We start from the raw sequence: 18188 nt of genomic DNA, 5'->3' as shown, positions 1-18188 counted from the left end.
GTTCCCCTCACAATTTTGTTTATATTTCCATTATAACTTGCATGAGTTCTGACATGTTATTTGATCATTCTATTTTTTGGTATAATTAGATGTAATTAAAGAATGGATAAAAGACTGATAAATGTTTGAATTTAATCGGAGGTATGTATGAAGCAACTATACATGAAGCAGAAAGTATTTAGTCTGAGCGGCAGGTTTACAGTAAAGGATCAGCAGGAGAACGATGTGTATTTGGTCGAAGGCAGTTTTATGAAGATACCGAAGACGTTCACCATTCTGAATACAGAACGAGAAGAAATTGCTGTGATTACGAAGAAAATGTTTAGCTTTTTACCGAAGTTTTTAGTAGAAGTTGGTGGTCAAGAGGTATTGACGATCAAAAAAGAGTTTACGTTCTTTAAAGCAAAATATTCAATTGATGCTGCGGGTGTAGAAGTGCAGGGTAACTGGTGGGATATGAATTTCCAAGTGCTGCAAAGCGGCGAAGTGATCGGCCAGGTGAAGAAGGAATGGTTTACATGGGGAGATAGTTATAAGGTCGATATTTTGAAAGAAGAAATGGAGCCTGTGATGATTGCGCTCGTTGTTGCGATTGATTGTGTGAAGGCTGATGAAGCAGCGTCTAGGTCTTCGTCGTCGACAACGACGAATTAATAAGTGAGGTGACTAAACTGATCACATTCCAATACAAAGTATTTCTAACAGTCGTCGAATGCGGCAGTTTTACAAAAGCCGGCGAGAAACTTGGTTTGACGCAGTCTGGAGTCAGTCATAATATTGCGAAGCTTGAGTCGGAATTAGGGGTTGTGCTGCTTCGGCGGAATCGAAACGGGCTGTCGCTAACAGACGCAGGTGAGCGGGTGATGCCGCATATTCGGCAAATCATTCATCATGCGTCATTGCTTGAGCAGGAGGCGGCGTTGATTCAAGGGATGGAAGTGGGGATTATCAAGATCGGGACGTTCTCCAGTTTTTCTTCAAAAATGCTTCCACAGCTGATTCACCGCTTTACAAAAAGGTACCCCAATATCCAAGTAGAGTTATATGAAGGTGGTTATGAGGAGATTGAGGAATGGATTGCGTCTAGCACGATTGATGTTGGTTTTTTAACGCAGCCATCAAGAGAATTTGAAACTGTTCCACTTTTCCAAGATGAATTGGTGGTGCTCATGCAAGAGGATCATCGCTTCCATACGAAGAAAGTGATAGAAGTTGACTCGTTACATAATGAATCATTCATTATGCCAAAAGCGGGCTGTGATCTGCTCATTAAGAAATTATTAAAAGAAAGAGGCGTGAAGCCTCAAGTTTTGCTTGAAATTGGAGACAACAATGCGCTCATTTCTATGGTTCAAGAAGGGCTCGGAGTGACCATCATTCCGACATTAATTTTGCCGCCGCAGATGTCTCATACGAAAGTCATTCCACTTGAGACAAACGTATATCGTGAGATCAACTTGGCGTTCAAATCATTCAAAGCAGCATCCCCATCGGCTAAAAGATGGATCGAAGCGGTCAAAGATCAATTTAAGTAAAATCAGCTTGAACGAGATGTCTCCCATTCAAGCTGATGGTTTATAAGGTCAACACGCCGCGAATAGTGATAACCGCCGCGCCTGCCACTTTGATCACAGGCTTTGATTCATTCGGAATGACCGTGATACGAAGTATGCCAGGTCTGCCGATGGCATCCCCTTGGGCAATGTTCAGATGAGTGATTTCTTGCTGAGAAATGATACCCTCTAAATAAAGATAGCCAGCCAATGCTCCGTTTGCTGCCCCCGTCACCGGATCTTCGGGTATCCCAATTCCAGGTGCAAAATCTCTCGTGTAAAGATCACATTCTTTTGTGGTATGAAATGTATAAAGGTGAGTCGTCGTGATATTCTGCTCTTTATTCATTTTCCCTAAAGCCGCTAAGTTCGGTGCTGCTTGATCGATGTCTTTCTGGGTCTTCATCGGAACGAGAAGATGCCAGTTTCCGGTATTTGCTAATTTGATAGGATAAGATGGATCAATGCGGTCACTGCTGATACCAAGCATGTCACTAAGCTCTTCTAAATCGATCATAAAATCTCGCGTTTTCGGCGCCACCTGCGTCATTTCCACATCGATGACTTTGTCATTTTCTTCGTGCCACACAACAGGAACATTGCCAATCTTCGTTTCTAACACGACTCCAGTTTTCTCTTTTGCTAGCCCAAGCTCCGTCGCCAAAAGCCAAGTCAATCCAACAGTCGCATGCCCACAGAAATTGACCTCATCTGTCGGTGTGAAGTATTTGACCCGATAATCTGCTTCTTTATCATGTGCAGGCAGCAAGAAGACAGATTCCGGTAAATTCAACTCTTTGGCGATATTCTGCATCTCATCCTCCGTTAAAAGATCACCATCCAACACGACCCCAGCAGCATTTCCTCCAAATTTCTCAGTTGTAAATGCATCGACATGGTACACTCTAATGTCTCTCATATAATGAATCCTCCTATAGAATCTTGTTACGTTTATCATAAGTTTGATCAATGCATTCGTAAAATGAATCTTTTTGATACTTTAAATCGGAGGTGTTCATGTAAGGGGATGAGTTTTCTCAGAATACAGGTTTGAGTAAAATATAATGAAAGAAAAAATAAAGCGAGGGATGCATGATAGCTATAGGTGGATACATCAATATTGGAATCGTTTTTTATGAGGCCATTCATTTACCAAATACTTTTCGCCAATTGTCTGATTATCTAGCTCAAAAAGAAATGTCTATTACCAAAGTAAAGTTTAGTCAGGACCCTGATGGCGAAATGTGGATTGAACACAGTATAAAAGAGAGTATCATTAAAGACGATGACTTTTCAGGTTATTATATGGAGTTTGAATTATCGGGATCGAAGCTAAATGATATGACGATCAACATACAAAAAGAAGCAGGTTACGTGGGGTTCGTTATCTCTTTAAAGTGGACAGATGTTGTTTCTCATAATGTCATTCGTCTTCAACAGGGGATCATAAGCTGTCTTGTGGATCTTTATCATACGCTGACGTTTGAATATGCTTTCATTGGACATGAAATTGAAGTAGAGATTCATCCAGATGAGTTCGAAAAGTGCCTGCAAGAACAGCATGCTTTTCCAGTTGCTCTAATTGGCAAAGGAGGTCACATAGACATTTATTATGGCGATGTGGCAATTGATGGCCTTTCTCCTCAAAAAAGAGGGAAGGAATGTTTAAAGATTGAAAGGGAACAATAAAAAAGCCTCCTGAATATAACAGGGGGCTTTTTCCATCCATCACCCATAATAATTATTCGCCTGAATAAAAAACTGGGATTGCATGTAGTTATATGTGATTTTCGAGAAGTCGAAAGGCTGGCCGTTTGTGAGATGAAAGACGGTTTCGACGCGGAGAGCGGGATCGTCTTGGTTAAGGCCGAGGTGTTTTGCTTCGGTTTCATTCAGTTTGCCTACTTGCAAGTACATATCGGAAAAGCCGACTTTGAGTCCAAGGCCTTCACTGATAAATTTAAAAACAGAATCAGCGGCAATTTCTGTGTTGAGATAGGGAATGATGGTTTTTCGGTAATAGGATTCTTCTAGACATAAGGTTTGTCCATTGATATAACGGATGCGTTTGAGGTAAAAAACATCCTCATCTTCTTCAATATTCAAATTAAGCGCTGCTTCTTCGGGCGGTTTGATGGTGTCTAGCATTAAAACCTCTGAAGTCAGTTGAAACTCCTCTAAATCTTTTTTAAACCCTTGGTTGGATAAAAGGCTGATGTAGCCCTTGCGCCTGTGTCTTCGAACAAAGATGCCGCTGCCCCTCACTTGATAGATAATTCCTTTTCTTTCGAGTAAGTCTAATGATTTGATAATGGTGCTTTTGCTCACAGCAAATTGGCTCATGAGGGTTTCGAGTACAGGAAGCTTGTCTCCTTGCTGTAGCTCATGGGTGACAATATATTTTTCAATATCGCTCGCAATTTGTTGATACTTTAACATAGCCATTCCTCTTTGTTTTCACGATTTATTGTCTTTGATTATAGCACATACCGATTTTTCTTTGATATGTTAAATGAAATTATATATGTATTGATAAATTGTACCGGTATAATTATAATGTACATATACTAGTAGTGATAAAGGGAGGGTTATATGTCAAAAGTGAGGGATTATCAAAAGCTTGCAGAAGACATCTTAGAGGCAGTTGGCGGAGAAGAAAATGTGGTGAGTGCCGCAAGATGCGCCACGCGTCTGCGTTTGGTACTGAAACGTTCGAATCCAAAAGCCAAGGAAGCAGTCAATGCGATGCCTGGCGTCATTACCGTGGTGGAAAACGGCGGTCAATTTCAGGTCGTCATCGGCCAGCATGTTGGTGAGGTATACGAGCATTTTTCAAGCCTTGTTCAGCTCCAAACGTCGGATGATGACCAGCCTAATGAAAACAAAGGAACGATACTGAACCGTGTCATTGCGACCATGTCCGCTGTGTTTGCGCCTTTTGTGTATATTTTGGCCGCAGCTGGTATTTTGCAAGGTGCACTTATCCTCATTAATTTGTTATTTCCAAGCTTTTCGAAAACGGGAACGTATGAAGTCTTTAGCTTTATTTCCTGGGCGCCGTTTACGTTCTTACCAATCTTTATTGCCATCACAGCAGCCAAGCATTTTAAAACAAATATGTATATCGCCGTAGCGTGTACAGCAGCGCTTGTTAGTCCGGCTTGGACAGAAATTGCTGGACGTGTAGCTTCAGGTGAAGGCGTTACCTTTTTAGGGATTGCGTTATCTGAAACTGTTTATACGTCATCCGTTTTGCCTCCGCTGTTCTTAGTGTGGATTCTTTCATATGTAGAGAGATTTTTAAACAAACGGATTCACGAGGTTGTCAAACCGTTATTTGTGCCATTTCTCTGTATGGTCGTCATGGTTCCGTTAACCATTCTATTAATTGGACCTCTTTCAACAGCAGGTGCAAATGGGATTGCAAACGGATACAATATCTTGGCAGAAAATGTACCGGCTTTAGCAGGCGCCATTATCGGTGGGTTCTGGCAAGTGCTTGTCATTTTCGGCGTTCACTGGGGCATCACGCCAATGGTGCTCGCCAACTTTGAACAGTACGGACGGGACTCCTTCCAGGCATATCAAACCATCGCTGTTATCGCTCAGGTCGGCGCAGTGTTAGGAGTTATTTTAAAAGCAAGAAACCGCGAAACTCGGAAAGTCGGAGTGTCAGCTGGAATTACGGGACTCTTCGGAATCACCGAGCCAGCGATTTACGGTGTTACCTTACGTTTTAAAAAGCCATTTATTTTCGGATGTATTTCTGGAGCAGCCGGTGCCATTGTTGCCAGCTTCTTTACGCCTTATTACTTTGCGTATGCAGGCTTGCCTGGTCCGCTGACAATTGTGAACGGAATTAGTGCAGATTATCCAACATCGATCATCGGTATCTTAATTGGTGTCGCAATTGCGCTGATTTTACCAGTTGTGCTCATTCAAATGTTTGGTTATGGGGAAGATACAGTAGAACAGACGGCAAGTACAACACCTGTCAAAGATGAAGAAAATAAGAATGCTTCGATGAACAATGAAGAAACAATCACTGCACCACTTGCTGGAAAAGTACTCGCATTATCTGAAGTACCAGATGCCGTATTTAGCTCTGGGGCGATGGGCAAAGGGTTTGCGATTGAACCGACAGATAATAAGCTGTATGCACCGTTTGACGGCAGCGTCGTCATGCTTGCACCAACAAAGCACGCCATTGGACTTCGTTCAGAATTTGGTGTGGAGTTACTTGTTCATGTAGGAATTGATACGGTTTCTCTAGATGGCTCAGCGTTTACACTCAAGATCAAAGAAGGTGACAAGGTGAAGAAGGGTGACTTGTTGATGACATTTGATCAAGAAGCCATTGAAAGCAAAGGATTAAAAACAGTCACACCGGTCATCATCACCAATACACAAGCGTACGAAGATGTGATCGTAGAACAACTATCGACATGTCAGCCAACGGACGTCATGATAACAATTGTGAAATAGGAGGAATATATAATGACATTACCAAAAGATTTTCTATGGGGTGGAGCATTAGCTGCACATCAATTCGAAGGTGGATGGAATGAAGCAGGAAAAGGCCCAAGTGTTGTGGATGTAATGACAGCTGGTGCCCACGGAGTACCGAGACAAATGACGGAGACGATAGAAGACAGCAAATTTTATCCGAACCATGAAGCAATCGATTTCTACCATCGTTACAAGGAAGATATCGCGATGTTTGCCGAAATGGGGTTAAAATGCCTGCGTACATCCATCGGCTGGAGCCGAATTTTTCCAAAGGGAGATGAAGCAGAACCGAATGAAGCTGGTTTACAATTCTATGATGATGTATTTGATGAACTGCTCAAGCATGGCATCGAGCCTGTGATTACACTGTCTCACTTTGAGATGCCGCTTCATTTGGCAAGAGAATACGGCGGATTCCGAAGCCGAAAAGTCGCTGAATACTTCGCAAAATTCGCTGAAGTGTGCTTCAATCGTTACAAGGACAAAGTCACATACTGGATGACATTTAATGAAATCAATAACAAAATGGATGTCAACAACCCGCTGTTCCTATGGACAAACTCAGGGGTATCAGTCAAAGAAGGCGAAAATGCCAAAGAAATCATGTATCAAGCAGGACATCATGAATTACTAGCAAGTGCATGGGCAGTAGCAAAAGGCAAAGAAATCAATCCTGCTTTTCAAATTGGTGCAATGGTATCTCACGTACCAATCTATCCGTATTCCTCAAATCCAGAGGATGTCATGCTTGCTGAAGAATATATGAGACAACGCTATTTCTTCCCAGATGTACAAGTTCGGGGCTACTATCCGAGCTATGCACTGAAAGAATTCGAACGCGAGGGCTATCATATTCCGTTTGAAGAAGGCGATGAAGAAAGCTTAAGAAAAGGCAAAGTAGATTATCTTGGCTTTAGCTACTACATGTCGACAACAGTTAAAAGTGATGCAGTGTCTGATAACGACGGAGACATTGTCAACGGAGCCCTTCCGCATGGTGTAGACAATCCTTATATCAAATCAAGTGACTGGGGCTGGTCCATTGACCCGACTGGCTTAAGATATACGTTGAATCGTTTTTACGATCGTTATCAAATCCCGCTCTTCATCGTTGAAAATGGGTTTGGTGCTATAGATCAAGTGGAGGAAGACGGTTCCATTCATGACCCAGAACGAATTCAATATCTCGCTTCTCATATCGAAGCACTGAAAAAAGCCATCGAATACGACGGTGTTGACCTGATTGGCTACACACCTTGGGGGATCATTGACATCGTGTCATTCACAACAGGTGAAATGAAAAAACGCTACGGCATGATCTATGTTGACCGCGACAACGAAGGCAACGGCTCAATGAAGAGACTCAAAAAAGATTCGTTTTCTTGGTACCAAAACGTCATTGCCACGAATGGTGAAGAAGTGTAATAAAGAAAAAATAGAAGCCCGGATGAGCGTGGTATATGCTTGTTCGGGTTTTTCATCGTTTAAGTTTTATTAATGCCTGAATACAAAGAAAAAAGAGGGTAATGGCGACAAAATAGTTCATTGGGTTGTGAAAGATCTTCATGTTCAAGGATATTTGAAGAAGAATCCAAAGGCCGAATATCACCATAACAGCAGGAATGATTCTTTTATACACATTGATTCTCCTTTCGAGAGTGGTTTGTTTTTAGGTAGCATTGTCTCATATCGCAGCAGAGGTTGAAAAGAAGTAAAGATATGAATAGGTTCTATTACATGTTTTGGTATAATTGATTATCTAATGAAGGATGTATCTGATAAATACAAGATGGAAAGGGAATATTAAGGTCACCAAAATGAATAATAACCCAAAAACAAAAATCGCAACCTTAAAAAGAAGAGGCAGAAGAAAGCATTTAATAAACGAGTTAAGCTATATGACACTTCCAGAAAATGCATTTTTAGATATCGAAGAAAATCAATTGTTTTGTCAAAAGGTTTTTGCTTTCCTTCAATCAAGAGAAGAGAAAGTTCAAATACATGGAAACCACTACCGAGAGCATATTGAGAAGTCTGAACAAATGTTAAAGGAAATGGTTAAAAAGGTAAAAATAACACCTACACAAGGCAGATTACTATTTTTTCGAGATCATGAAATTGAAGCCCTTTTAGTGAATGTGGGTGAAGTGTTTAGTCATTTAAATCAGCTTCTTGAGCAGACCAAATTTTCAACTGGATATGGTGATTTTCTTTTAGTCGCAGAGGATTTTCGTTTTGGTTTATGCATAGAGCGAACGGAATATTATTATGAGCTAAGTATTTGGGGGTTATAATAATTAACGATGAATAGAGTTGACACATCTTTTAGGGAGTGGAATTAGCCACTCTTTTTTTCTAACGATGGAGTCATACGCATGATCGATGATTTCCCTCAAATTTAAGCAATTCACTATCATTACCTTTCACATTCATATAAAATAAGAGCAGTGAAAAATTGAAGAAATGCTTGATACATGAAGGGCATGTAAGCGGTGAGCTGCATGACATGATGAGATGTATGAACGTGAAGGCTGCAAAGCTGTTCTTTCTCACATATGAGATCTTATAAGCGATCACTTCATTGCGATGGTGTTGAGGGGTGTGTCAGGATGAGGAATCCGTATGTGAGAACGGCTTCTAGTCTATATATTAATTACTTTTTATTAGGGATGGTCAATATAATTTTGGCTTCCAATATGCCATTTTTAATCAAACAGTTAGATACCAATAGTGCAGGAATTAGTTATATGATTTCGGCGCTTGGCATTGGCAGGGTGCTTACGTATGGTCTATCGGGCGTGCTGTCAGATCGTTTTGGGCGGAAGCCGGTCATTTTGGTTTCGGGTGTGCTGATGGCAGTGTTCCTGATCGGAATTCCGTTGTCTCCAAATTATCAAATCGCGTTTGCGTTTGCGATTTTGGCAGGGGTCGCAAATTCGGCAATGGATGCAGGAACGTATCCTGCATTAATGGAGGCTTTTCCGCAAAACTCGGGATCTGCGAATGTGATGGTGAAGGCCTTTATCTCGATTGGGGCAACCATTTTGCCACTGGCGATTTTCTTTTTAGCAGAGCATGATTTGTTTTATGGAATGGCATTTTTTGTTCCTGCTCTGATCTATCTTGTGAATGTCTTGATGCTGTGGACCTTGCCATTTCCGAATCATCGCAAGGTGGAGCAAGTCCAGGTAACGGAGCATGACGGACTTCCGCGCTTCTCGACAGAGCCTACATTTTGGAGAGAAGGGATCGCACTCATTGTGATCAGCTTTACGTCAAATGGGCTGTACGCCTTGCCGCAAATTTGGCTTCCGACGTATGGTGAGGCCATATTGGGGATGACATCGGGCAGTGCTGTGAAACTGCTCAGTTACTATAGCATGGGCGGGCTGCTGTCTGTCGTGATGCTCGCATTTCTGTTGCGCCGTTTTGTCCGTCCGGTCACTGTGCTGCTGATCTATCCAATCATTACACTAGTTTCTATTTGTGTACTCTTGGTCGTGAAATCCCCAGTCATAGGAACCGTCAATGCTTTTGTATTGGGATTTTCAACAGCAGGAGTCTTTCAGCTGACGTTAACTGTGATGGCTGAATTCTTCTGGAAAAACAAAGGGACGATGACAGGAATTATTTCCACAGCGGGCGGCGTTTCGGCTATCGTCATCCCGGTCGTAACAGGCTTAATTCAGAGTCACTCGTCCATTTTACAAATCTTTATGTTCGATGCAGTGGTGGCTGTTGCGGCCATTATCGGCGCACTGTATATCCTGTATCGATACCGCCAAATCATGGTACATGATTAAAAAAAAGACGACCTCCGCTTAGGAAGTCGTCTTTCTTTTGTTTAGAAACGGTCGTTTTCAAAAAGAATCTGTTTCACTTGATCAACTGGCATATCTTCACCAGTAAAGAGTTTGTAAGCAAGGGCACCTTGCCATAGCATCATGCCAAGACCGTTAATCGTTTTGGCACCAGCTGCTTCTGCTTGCGCAAGAAGTTTTGTTTTTTGCGGGTTGTAGACGACATCTGTCACGATTAAGTCTTTGCGTAATACATCAAGTGTATCGTCAATAATGCTGAGCTCATCTAATGGTTTCATGCCAAGGCTTGTCCCGTTTGCTAAGATCGCACTTTCAGCTACTTCACGACGGAACGCGTCTTTGTCTTCAAGTGGGAAAATGTTCGCTTTGACACCAAATGATTTCATTTCTTCGTTGATGTACGTCACATTTTCTTCAGCTTGAACAAAATATTGATCATTGCGAGCGAAAATACTAATTTCACGAATACCAGATTGTGCAAGCTGAATCGCAATCGGAGTAGCGGCACCGCCAGAGCCAACGAGTGTGACCTTTTGTCCAGCTAATTCAACGCCATGCTCAATCAAGTTTCTCACGTAGCCAAGACCATCTGTGTTGTAGCCAATCAGCTTGCCATCCTTGTTCACAACGGTGTTGCTTGCACGTGTGTATCTTGCAGAATCGTCTAGTTCATCTAAGTAATCCAATACTTTCATTTTGTTCGGCATAGAAACGTTAAACCCAGCTGCACCCATTGCTTTCATACCATTTACGGCTGCTTCTAGTTCTTCATTCCCTACTTCAAATGCGAGGTAAGCATAGTTGATCCCTGTTAGTGTATAGCCAAGGTTATGCATTCGTGGTGAAAGGCTGTGTCCGATTGGTGTAGCAAGAAGACCAACTAATTTTGTTTTCCCATCAATATTTCGTTCATGTATGTTTGTCATGATTGACATCTCCTTTAATTATCTAAATAATTTTTTCATGCGTCCAAGAACAAAGACCGCTAGCAATACGCTCATAACCGCAATGATCATATCGAAAAATAACGTCATTTTAATATCGTACGTGCTGACCAACCCACTTGTAATGAGCGGCACGAGAATAAACGCGGAGCTTGCCGCAATGTTGACGTAGGATGAAGCCGTTGCTTTGTTTGTCGGGAATAGTTTCATCATGATACTCATCGCCAGCTGGAAGATTCCCGCTGTAAATAGCCCTAAGAAAAAGGTGCTGACAATCACAATGCTGTATGTTTCGATTTGGAATAATGAAAGCATCGCAAGGAATGCTCCAATTGGATAAATAATTGCCACCATAATAGGTGAAATGAATTTATCTAAGACGATCGACAGCAAGAGAACAGACACCAGTGCACCGATACTAAAATAAGATAGAAGCTGTGTGGCTTGTTCTGTGCCAAGTCCGATTAATTTTAACCCGAGCTGCGGAAGCCATGTCTGCCATACGACAAACAATGCAGTCGACGTGAACCCCATGAGTACAACAGCTAAGCCTTCACCAAGCATTTTAGGTTCTTCCTTCATTTGTTCCTGTACTGGAAGGTCATCTTGTGAAGAGACTTGCTTATGGTTCGGGAACGGCATAAAGATTAAGTAAATCCCAACAAGTAAATAAAGAAGCCCTAGTCCAAAGAACGCCCAGCCCCAGAAGATGTCATGTGCAATAAGGAATGCCAGGATAAATGGAAGAACAGTCGCTCCAATTGAAACGGACGCCTTCACTAAAACAGAAGCTGAACTTGCCTTTTTAGGAAACGATTCTGTCAAAGCAGGATATGTTCCCGAATCAAGTAATGAGTTTGCAATCCCAGCAGAAATCGCAAAGATAAATGCCAATGTATAACTCGTTGTCGTTGGAATACCGATTAAGAATAATAAGTAAAGAAAGTTTCCTGTAATAATGACAGGCTTACGTCCCCAGCGGTCGGCTAACCGGCCTGAGAAAAAGAGAGCAACCAGTTTACCAATTCCGATCGCCGATACAAGCAAGCTGATTTTCGGAATATCCACATGGTAGCGTTCAGATAAGCTGTCCATGTTGGAAGCTACAATAATATTGATCATGCCGAGCATGAAGTAGTTTAAATACATGCCAACAGACGATTTAATATAAGGATTTTTCATGTTCCCACTCCTATATTTGAAACCCCTTTAGGGTCAAATTCTTTGTATAATCTTGATTATTTCCTTACATGTACATAAGTCCATCACAACACCCCTTGTGTGATTGATGAGTAAATTAATGAATATTCATCTCTTCTTCAATCAAGTACATCGTTCTACTAAAATGTAAAAAATTTTAACAGTCTTGATTAGAAAGTGAAACTTCATGATTTGATCAGAATCATAAAAAACCAATTTCAACTGTTTTTTGATAGAAATAACGATATGAAGAAATAGGTATAACGATATACTAAAAGAAGCAACGAGATAAATATACTCCTGTGTTTTAAATGTGTCAAGTTTATGACTTTGTGATTTAAAAAAAGAAAAATGAAACAAAGAAATAGTTGACTTGATCAATAAAAAAAGAGAATTGCTGTACGCAATTCTCCCTTTTCATGATGATGAAGAGGTTTCTCTAATATGAAGTTGAGGCTTTAAGATCAATCGTTGCAGCTCTTCATCCTGTTCGTTCATTTTATGATATAAAAGGTTCGCTGCTTTGACCCCGATGGATCGGGGGAAGGAGGAAACTGTGGTGAGCGGCGGATGGTACATCTCCGCTTCAGGAACATTATCGAATCCAACCACATCGATATCTTCACCAGGCTTAATGTCCCGTGCTGACAGTTCTTGAATGACCCCAAATGCGACTAGATCACTAAAACAAAAAATAGCAGTAGGAGGCTCAGGCTGATCAATCACTTGGGCAAGTGCTTCTTTCCCGCCTTCACGAGTAGGTACCATATCGATAATAAGAGATTCATCAATTGTCAGGTTTGCCTCATCATGGGCTCTTTTGAAACCTTTCATCCGCTCAATCCAAGTCGATGAGGTCTTGATGCCGCCTAAGAAGGCGATACGCCGATGCCCCTTTTGAAGAAGATGATGAACCGCCATCCAAGCACCTTGTTCATAATCAACACCGACATAGTCACATTGCACATCTGATAATTCACGATTTGCCAGTACTTTTGGGGTGCGAATTTGATTTAATTGTTTAACCGTTCGTGCAGAGCTTTTTGAAGCTGGGTTTAAAATAATCCCGCCCACTCGGTGCTCTACCATTGTGGAAATGAGCCGCTCCTGTTTATCGACACTGTCAAAGGTCGTACCAAGTAAAACAGTATAGCCTAGTGATTCAAGCGTGGTTTGCACGCCAATTAAAAACTCAGAAATAAAGGTGTTAGAAATATCCGTGACAATCACACCAACGATATTTGAGCTTTTTGACCGCATGTTGGCAGCAACGCGGTCGTATACGTATCCTAAGTCCTCCATGGATTGCAGTACTTTTTTTCGAGTGGCTTCAGAGATTCTAGGATTATTTCGAACAACAAGTGATGCCGTTGAAGTCGAAACACCGGCATGCTTGGCGACTTCCTGTAATGTGACACGCTGTTTGTTCATTTTTTTCATTTGTTTTCACCAACTTCCATGGATTGCCTAACTTTGTTCTTGATAAGAGGGATTTCTCCATCAAACGGGGCGAACATCTTTTGATTTATTATACATGAATCAAGGGGGATTGATGAAGTGAAGTTATATGACTGCCACCGTCAATCATAAAAGATTTCCATTGACAGCTTTCTTTTAGAGGCGTAAAATATGAAATTATTCAGAAATAGCAACATTTTAATTAAATAATGAAGGCTATGATTGCTGTGGGTCACACTATGGCAGGAGCAGCTTCTGGAGAGACCGCATGTATGTGCGGCGCCGAAGGGTTCACAATCTCAGGCAAAAGGACAGAAGAGTACGAAATATTGTATTTGTAATGCATGGATGATGCCGTGTATTGCTTTTCTCTATTTTGCTATTCTTTTATGACCGTGAGATTGGAGCGCATCCAATCTCTTTTTTTATGGACTTTTTGAGAGTTCATTATTTCAGTATAAGATCGTGTCGTAGGAGGGCGTTAGCATTGGAACAACAAGAATTGAAACGAGATTTATCAAACCGCCATGTTCAGTTGATTGCAATTGGCGGAACCATTGGAACTGGGCTGTTTTTAGGCTCTGGAAAGGCCATTCAATTGGCAGGTCCATCGATCATTTTTGCTTATTTAATTGTCGGAATGGCGATCTTTTTTGTCATGAGGGCACTTGGTGAATTGCTCTTATCGAAGACAGGCTATCAGTCATTAACCGATATTGCAGAGGATTACCTTGGTCCGTGGGCATCCTTTGTGACAGGGTGGACGTATTGGTTTTGCTGGATTATGACCGCGATGGCGGATGTTATTGCTGTCGGAGTGTATGTGCAGTATTGGTTTGACATCCCGCAATGGATTCCTGCTATCATTTGTTTGTTGATTTTACTAGGGTTTAATTTATTAACGGTGAAGCTTTTCGGAGAAATGGAATTCTGGTTTGCACTTATTAAAGTGATTACGATTCTATTATTGATCGGCGTTGGAATTGTCCTTTTAATCATTGGTTTTCAAACAGATACAGGACCGGTGACGGTAACGAATCTTTGGTCACACGGCGGACTATTCCCGCATGGTGTCGCAGGCTTCTTACTGTCATTCCAAATGGTCATCTTTGCGTATGTGGGAGTGGAACTGGTCGGTGTGTCCGCAGCAGAAACAGCCAATCCACAAAAAAACATCCCGTCTGCGATTAATAAAATTCCATTAAGAATTCTATTTTTCTATGTGGGCGCCATTTTTGTCTTACTATGTATCAACCCATGGACTGAGCTCAGTGCATCAGAAAGTCCTTTTGTGAAAACCTTTGGGCTGATTGGAATTCCAGTAGCAGCGGGACTCATTAATTTTGTTGTCTTGACGTCTGCGGCTTCTGCTTGTAATAGCGGTATGTTCTCGACGAGCCGAATTTTGTATAATCTCAGTCATCAAAAACAGGGCCCATCTTCCTTTGGCCGCCTGAACAAGCACGCTGTTCCAAGTAATGCACTATTCGTTTCAACGATTGTGGTATCGGTCGGTGCTCTCTTAAGCAAGCTGATTCCGGAACAAGCCTTTGGTATTGTCACAACCATCAGTGCCATTTGTTTCATTTGGGTATGGAGTATTATTTTAATTTGCCATTTGAAATATAAAAAAACAAAGCCTGAACTGCATGCAGTATCTACCTTTAAAGCGCCGTTCACACCTTTTGTGAACATTTGTGTTCTTGTCCTTTTTGCTGCCATTCTTGTGATCATGCTGTTTGCGGATGCAACACGTCCGGCGCTCTTGTTAACACCGATTTGGTTTGGATTCTTATTATTGATTTATGCCCGAAAGAAACGCCGTGCGTCATAATGGACAGAAAAAGCACAGCCTTTCCAGTAGGCTGTGCTTTTGTTCATTTAACGATTTCTAATCCTGAACATATAATTTGCATTCAAAATGATTAAAACAAGTCCAATCACTATGATTGAGAAGAGCTGAGAGTGATTGGCGCCAAGGGAATACACAATCAGAATAAACATGGCACCGATCAATAGGGTATTCATCAATTGATACGTATGAAACAGTCCGCCAAGCATCACATGTTTTTCACCTTCGTCCGAAATAGCGAGCAGCTTTTTACCATAATCTTTGTCAGAAGGGCTTGGTAGGTTGCGATTAGGGTAGACAAGCTTTAGAACGGATATAGCTACGTAAGAACTGATAATGGTGACGATAAATAAAGCAACATTGACGAGAATCAGCCAAATAGGCTGCTCGATGACGATGGCCATACCGATGGCAATAATGGACAAAATGGTACTCACCGTATTGGCTAAAGTCAAATCAGTAAAGGTGCGATACTGTTTTGCTTCGAGTTCATCCTCTTCATCTCCAGATACCGAAAGTGATACTCTTTTCTTCATACGTGAAATCCCTGAAAAACAATAAACAATCAATACAATCGTCAAGCCACTGATGACAAGAGTCGCTTCAAATGCAATATCAAGAAGGGTCATTTCAAATTCGGCAGCCAGCAGACAGTAAGCGCCGAGAAAGCCAAGGAGAGCACCTAAAAGCATTTTGTATATAGTTTTCATGATAGTTCATCCTCCTCGAATAGAAAAATACGTTCAATGGGTTCCTGAAAAATTCGTGAAAGCTTAACAGCGAGCAAGAGAGACGGCATTAATTCATCGCGTTCCATTAAGCTGATGGTCTGACGAGAAACTTTTGCACGATTGGCAAGCTCAGTTTGGTTCAAACCATCACGCGCACGAAGCTCTTTTAATCGATTTTTCATTCTGTCACCTCAATTTTGATCTGAATCTTTCTTTGATTGTAAAGCATATTATTCAATTTGACAAATAAAGTTGTCAAATTGATAAAAATAATTGTCAGAAAGATCATCTTTCTTCAAAAGATGAACCATGATACGCTAAAAGAAAGAGAAACAGAAAATAGGTGATGCCCGTGTTCATTGACCAATTAAAAAATGACTTACATCAATCTCAACCGTTATTTATTGGAGAAGAAACAGCGTTCAAAGCTGCAGTCCTTGTCCCTTTGGTGCAAGTAAACGGAGAATGGCATATTTTATTTGAGGTGCGATCGCTCATCATGAGAAAACAGCCGGGTGATATTAGCTTCCCTGGTGGCAAACTCGACGGCAGCGAAACAGCACAGGAAGCTGCATTGCGAGAAACACATGAAGAGCTGGGGATTCCGCCAGAATCGGTGGAGATTCTTGGACAGCTTAGTCCTTACATTGCGTCTCCATCCTTCGTGGTCTATCCATATGTCGGGATCATTGATGAACAAAAAGTGAAACACTCCTTCAATCAAGAAGAAGTAGAAGAGACCTTTACCGTGCCTCTATCATGGCTAAGTCAATATGAGCCGTACTTACATCATGTATCCGTTCAGCCAACACCTGCTGAGGATTTCCCTTATGAAAAAATCATGAATGGTGAGAAGTACCGCTGGGGGAGTCGTTCGATAGAGGAATGGTTTTATGATTATGAAAACTACACCATTTGGGGATTAACAGCCCGCATATTAAAACATTTTGTGACCGTTGCAAAAAGAAATTCCTAGAGATTCGCTCTCTAGGAATTTGTTGTTTTCAGCCGTTCTTTCGCTGTTTGTTTTCCTTTACCAATTGGAATAGGCGCTCTCGCTTGGCTCAGTCCATAGGAAGGCATATTCACATAGACGGATTCATACGAGCCGGCTTGAATTTGATAGGTTTCATGATAAATACCCACTGCGTCATTGTTCTGAGCCCTCTGATGGAAGTTCTTCCACGCAGCCAAATGTTTTTCCATCTTTGCATAAGCCAGAAGGTCATCTGTTGATTTCCAATATTGGATCATCGCTGTCGTACGTAAGCCAAAGTAATTCTCTGTCCCGAGGAAACCAAGCTCTTCTTGATGGGTATACAGCTCTCTGATCATGCCAGGCATCGCCATGAACACAGGCATCCATTGATGAACCGCCCAGCGTTTGTTGATCCGCATGCCGATAATAAACACAACAATCGAGTCAGAATTCTCTGTTGTAAACCTGCCAGCACGTATGTCTTTTCTCATTCATTTACCCTTCCTTCTTCATCAATTGGGATGTTTCCACGCACCAATCAATTCCTGCTTGAGCCACTCTTTTTCCGTAATCTAAAGTAAACAGCCAATACTTCGCATCTGCTTCATCTGGATAAAGCTCTTGAATGTTTTCTTCAATCGAAACATAGGTCTCATAACGGATACGAAGCTGTCTTTCATAATCCTGTAGAAGCACCAGTTTTTTCTCAATCGAAAGATATTGACCGAAGAATAACTTTAATAATACTTCATTCCGTTCCGTTGGTAACTGATCGAGAGGCTTTGCCAGCCACTCTCTTAACGTCTCCAGCCCTTTTTCAGTCAGATGATATTCCCGCTTGTCGGAGCGGCCTGACGAAGAAGCAGGTGAAACCTCAGCAAGACCTTCCTCGACTATTAACTTTAAAACTGGATAAATTTGTCCATAACTAATTTTCCAAAAATGATGCAAGCTCTTATCAATTAATTGCTTCACTTCGTAACCAGACTTACAATCTGTCGTTAAAATACCTAAAATCGCATACGTCGTATCATTGTATTTTTTCATATCAGCACACCTATCTAAAAGATATATCAATTAGATATATAATAAATTTGAAATGAATAAAAAGCAAGAAAATAATAATTGATAGATTTATATT

The 18188-nt window shown here is 41.4% G+C and carries 19 protein-coding genes and 1 riboswitch; of the genes, 9 read left to right on the top strand and 10 right to left on the bottom strand.

Annotated features, from left to right (window positions below; genetic code table 11):
- Window positions 1-147 precede the first annotated feature (147 nt).
- Both MKY18_RS18500 and MKY18_RS18495 read left to right on the top strand, forming a co-directional pair.
- Entirely contained in the window at window positions 148-654 is a 507-nt protein-coding gene (locus MKY18_RS18500; protein WP_126741969.1) for an LURP-one-related family protein, read from the top strand.
- Window positions 655-662: 8 nt separating this feature from the next.
- Window positions 663-1535: a LysR family transcriptional regulator gene (locus MKY18_RS18495; protein WP_342497637.1), complete on the top strand. Its 873-nt coding sequence runs from the start codon at window positions 663-665 to the stop codon at window positions 1533-1535.
- Between the two features lie 40 nt (window positions 1536-1575).
- Here MKY18_RS18495 and MKY18_RS18490 read toward each other — a convergent pair whose 3' ends face one another.
- Window positions 1576-2472, bottom strand: coding sequence for a PhzF family phenazine biosynthesis protein (locus MKY18_RS18490; protein WP_342497636.1), 897 nt, complete (start codon window positions 2470-2472; stop codon window positions 1576-1578).
- A gap of 173 nt (window positions 2473-2645) precedes the next feature.
- Here MKY18_RS18490 and MKY18_RS18485 point away from each other — a divergent pair, with 173 nt between their 5' ends.
- On the top strand, window positions 2646-3242 hold the full coding sequence (locus tag MKY18_RS18485; protein ID WP_044139091.1) for an Imm64 family immunity protein: 597 nt from the start codon (window positions 2646-2648) through the stop codon (window positions 3240-3242).
- Window positions 3243-3281: 39 nt separating this feature from the next.
- Here the strand turns inward: MKY18_RS18485 and MKY18_RS18480 are convergent, their stop codons facing one another.
- Window positions 3282-3992, bottom strand: a complete 711-nt coding sequence (locus MKY18_RS18480; protein WP_044139092.1) for a GntR family transcriptional regulator — start codon at window positions 3990-3992, stop codon at window positions 3282-3284.
- Between the two features lie 153 nt (window positions 3993-4145).
- On the opposite strand from MKY18_RS18480, the gene MKY18_RS18475 reads away from it, so the two are divergent.
- Both MKY18_RS18475 and bglA read left to right on the top strand, forming a co-directional pair.
- Complete coding sequence (locus MKY18_RS18475; protein ID WP_065097620.1) at window positions 4146-6038, top strand: beta-glucoside-specific PTS transporter subunit IIABC; 1893 nt, start codon at window positions 4146-4148, stop codon at window positions 6036-6038.
- 9 nt (window positions 6039-6047) lie between these two features.
- A complete protein-coding gene (bglA, locus tag MKY18_RS18470) occupies window positions 6048-7487 on the top strand; it encodes a 6-phospho-beta-glucosidase BglA (RefSeq protein WP_106067523.1) in 1440 nt (479 codons plus the stop codon).
- 52 nt (window positions 7488-7539) lie between these two features.
- Here bglA and MKY18_RS18465 read toward each other — a convergent pair whose 3' ends face one another.
- Window positions 7540-7701 (bottom strand): hypothetical protein, encoded by a 162-nt coding sequence (locus MKY18_RS18465; RefSeq protein ID WP_223250661.1) that lies wholly within the window; start codon window positions 7699-7701, stop codon window positions 7540-7542.
- Between the two features lie 178 nt (window positions 7702-7879).
- Here MKY18_RS18465 and MKY18_RS18460 point away from each other — a divergent pair, with 178 nt between their 5' ends.
- The gene (locus MKY18_RS18460; RefSeq protein WP_342497635.1) at window positions 7880-8356 is read left to right on the top strand and encodes a hypothetical protein; all 477 of its coding nucleotides are present in this window, start codon (window positions 7880-7882) and stop codon (window positions 8354-8356) included.
- A gap of 315 nt (window positions 8357-8671) precedes the next feature.
- Window positions 8672-9865 carry an MFS transporter gene (locus MKY18_RS18455; RefSeq protein WP_113767946.1) on the top strand — a complete coding sequence of 398 codons (1194 nt, stop codon included), beginning with the start codon at window positions 8672-8674 and terminating at the stop codon, window positions 9863-9865.
- 41 nt (window positions 9866-9906) lie between these two features.
- On the opposite strand, the gene MKY18_RS18450 is transcribed toward MKY18_RS18455, so the two are convergent.
- The 3 genes from MKY18_RS18450 to MKY18_RS18440 form a co-directional block, all read right to left on the bottom strand.
- The gene (locus tag MKY18_RS18450) at window positions 9907-10809 is read right to left on the bottom strand and encodes a quinate/shikimate dehydrogenase (protein ID WP_342497634.1); all 903 of its coding nucleotides are present in this window, start codon (window positions 10807-10809) and stop codon (window positions 9907-9909) included.
- A gap of 18 nt (window positions 10810-10827) precedes the next feature.
- Window positions 10828-12009: an MFS transporter gene (locus MKY18_RS18445; RefSeq protein WP_044139103.1), complete on the bottom strand. Its 1182-nt coding sequence runs from the start codon at window positions 12007-12009 to the stop codon at window positions 10828-10830.
- Window positions 12010-12444: 435 nt separating this feature from the next.
- On the bottom strand, window positions 12445-13467 hold the full coding sequence (locus tag MKY18_RS18440) for a LacI family DNA-binding transcriptional regulator (protein WP_268507137.1): 1023 nt from the start codon (window positions 13465-13467) through the stop codon (window positions 12445-12447).
- A 263-nt stretch (window positions 13468-13730) separates the two neighbouring features.
- Window positions 13731-13810, top strand: a riboswitch (glycine riboswitch).
- A 162-nt stretch (window positions 13811-13972) separates the two neighbouring features.
- On the opposite strand from MKY18_RS18440, the gene MKY18_RS18435 reads away from it, so the two are divergent.
- Window positions 13973-15319: an amino acid permease gene (locus MKY18_RS18435; RefSeq protein ID WP_342487595.1), complete on the top strand. Its 1347-nt coding sequence runs from the start codon at window positions 13973-13975 to the stop codon at window positions 15317-15319.
- Between the two features lie 47 nt (window positions 15320-15366).
- Here MKY18_RS18435 and MKY18_RS18430 read toward each other — a convergent pair whose 3' ends face one another.
- Together MKY18_RS18430 and MKY18_RS18425 are read right to left on the bottom strand one after the other, a co-directional pair.
- The gene (locus MKY18_RS18430; RefSeq protein WP_113767943.1) at window positions 15367-16047 is read right to left on the bottom strand and encodes a DUF3169 family protein; all 681 of its coding nucleotides are present in this window, start codon (window positions 16045-16047) and stop codon (window positions 15367-15369) included.
- Window positions 16044-16250 carry a helix-turn-helix transcriptional regulator gene (locus tag MKY18_RS18425; protein WP_012011842.1) on the bottom strand — a complete coding sequence of 69 codons (207 nt, stop codon included), beginning with the start codon at window positions 16248-16250 and terminating at the stop codon, window positions 16044-16046. The genes MKY18_RS18430 and MKY18_RS18425 overlap by 4 nt, the downstream gene beginning before the upstream one ends.
- A gap of 170 nt (window positions 16251-16420) precedes the next feature.
- On the opposite strand from MKY18_RS18425, the gene MKY18_RS18420 reads away from it, so the two are divergent.
- Window positions 16421-17044: a CoA pyrophosphatase gene (locus MKY18_RS18420; RefSeq protein WP_003214959.1), complete on the top strand. Its 624-nt coding sequence runs from the start codon at window positions 16421-16423 to the stop codon at window positions 17042-17044.
- A gap of 11 nt (window positions 17045-17055) precedes the next feature.
- Here the strand turns inward: MKY18_RS18420 and MKY18_RS18415 are convergent, their stop codons facing one another.
- Window positions 17056-17538: a DUF4188 domain-containing protein gene (locus MKY18_RS18415; protein WP_065099187.1), complete on the bottom strand. Its 483-nt coding sequence runs from the start codon at window positions 17536-17538 to the stop codon at window positions 17056-17058.
- 4 nt (window positions 17539-17542) lie between these two features.
- Complete coding sequence (locus MKY18_RS18410) at window positions 17543-18094, bottom strand: PadR family transcriptional regulator (RefSeq protein WP_065099188.1); 552 nt, start codon at window positions 18092-18094, stop codon at window positions 17543-17545.
- Window positions 18095-18188 lie beyond the last annotated feature (94 nt).

Origin of the sequence: Bacillus sp. FSL R7-0672, from assembly GCF_038601465.1 — a bacterium.
Taxonomy (GTDB): Bacteria; Bacillota; Bacilli; order Bacillales; family Bacillaceae; genus Bacillus; species Bacillus pumilus.
This window is presented reverse-complemented; position numbering and strand designations above follow the sequence as displayed.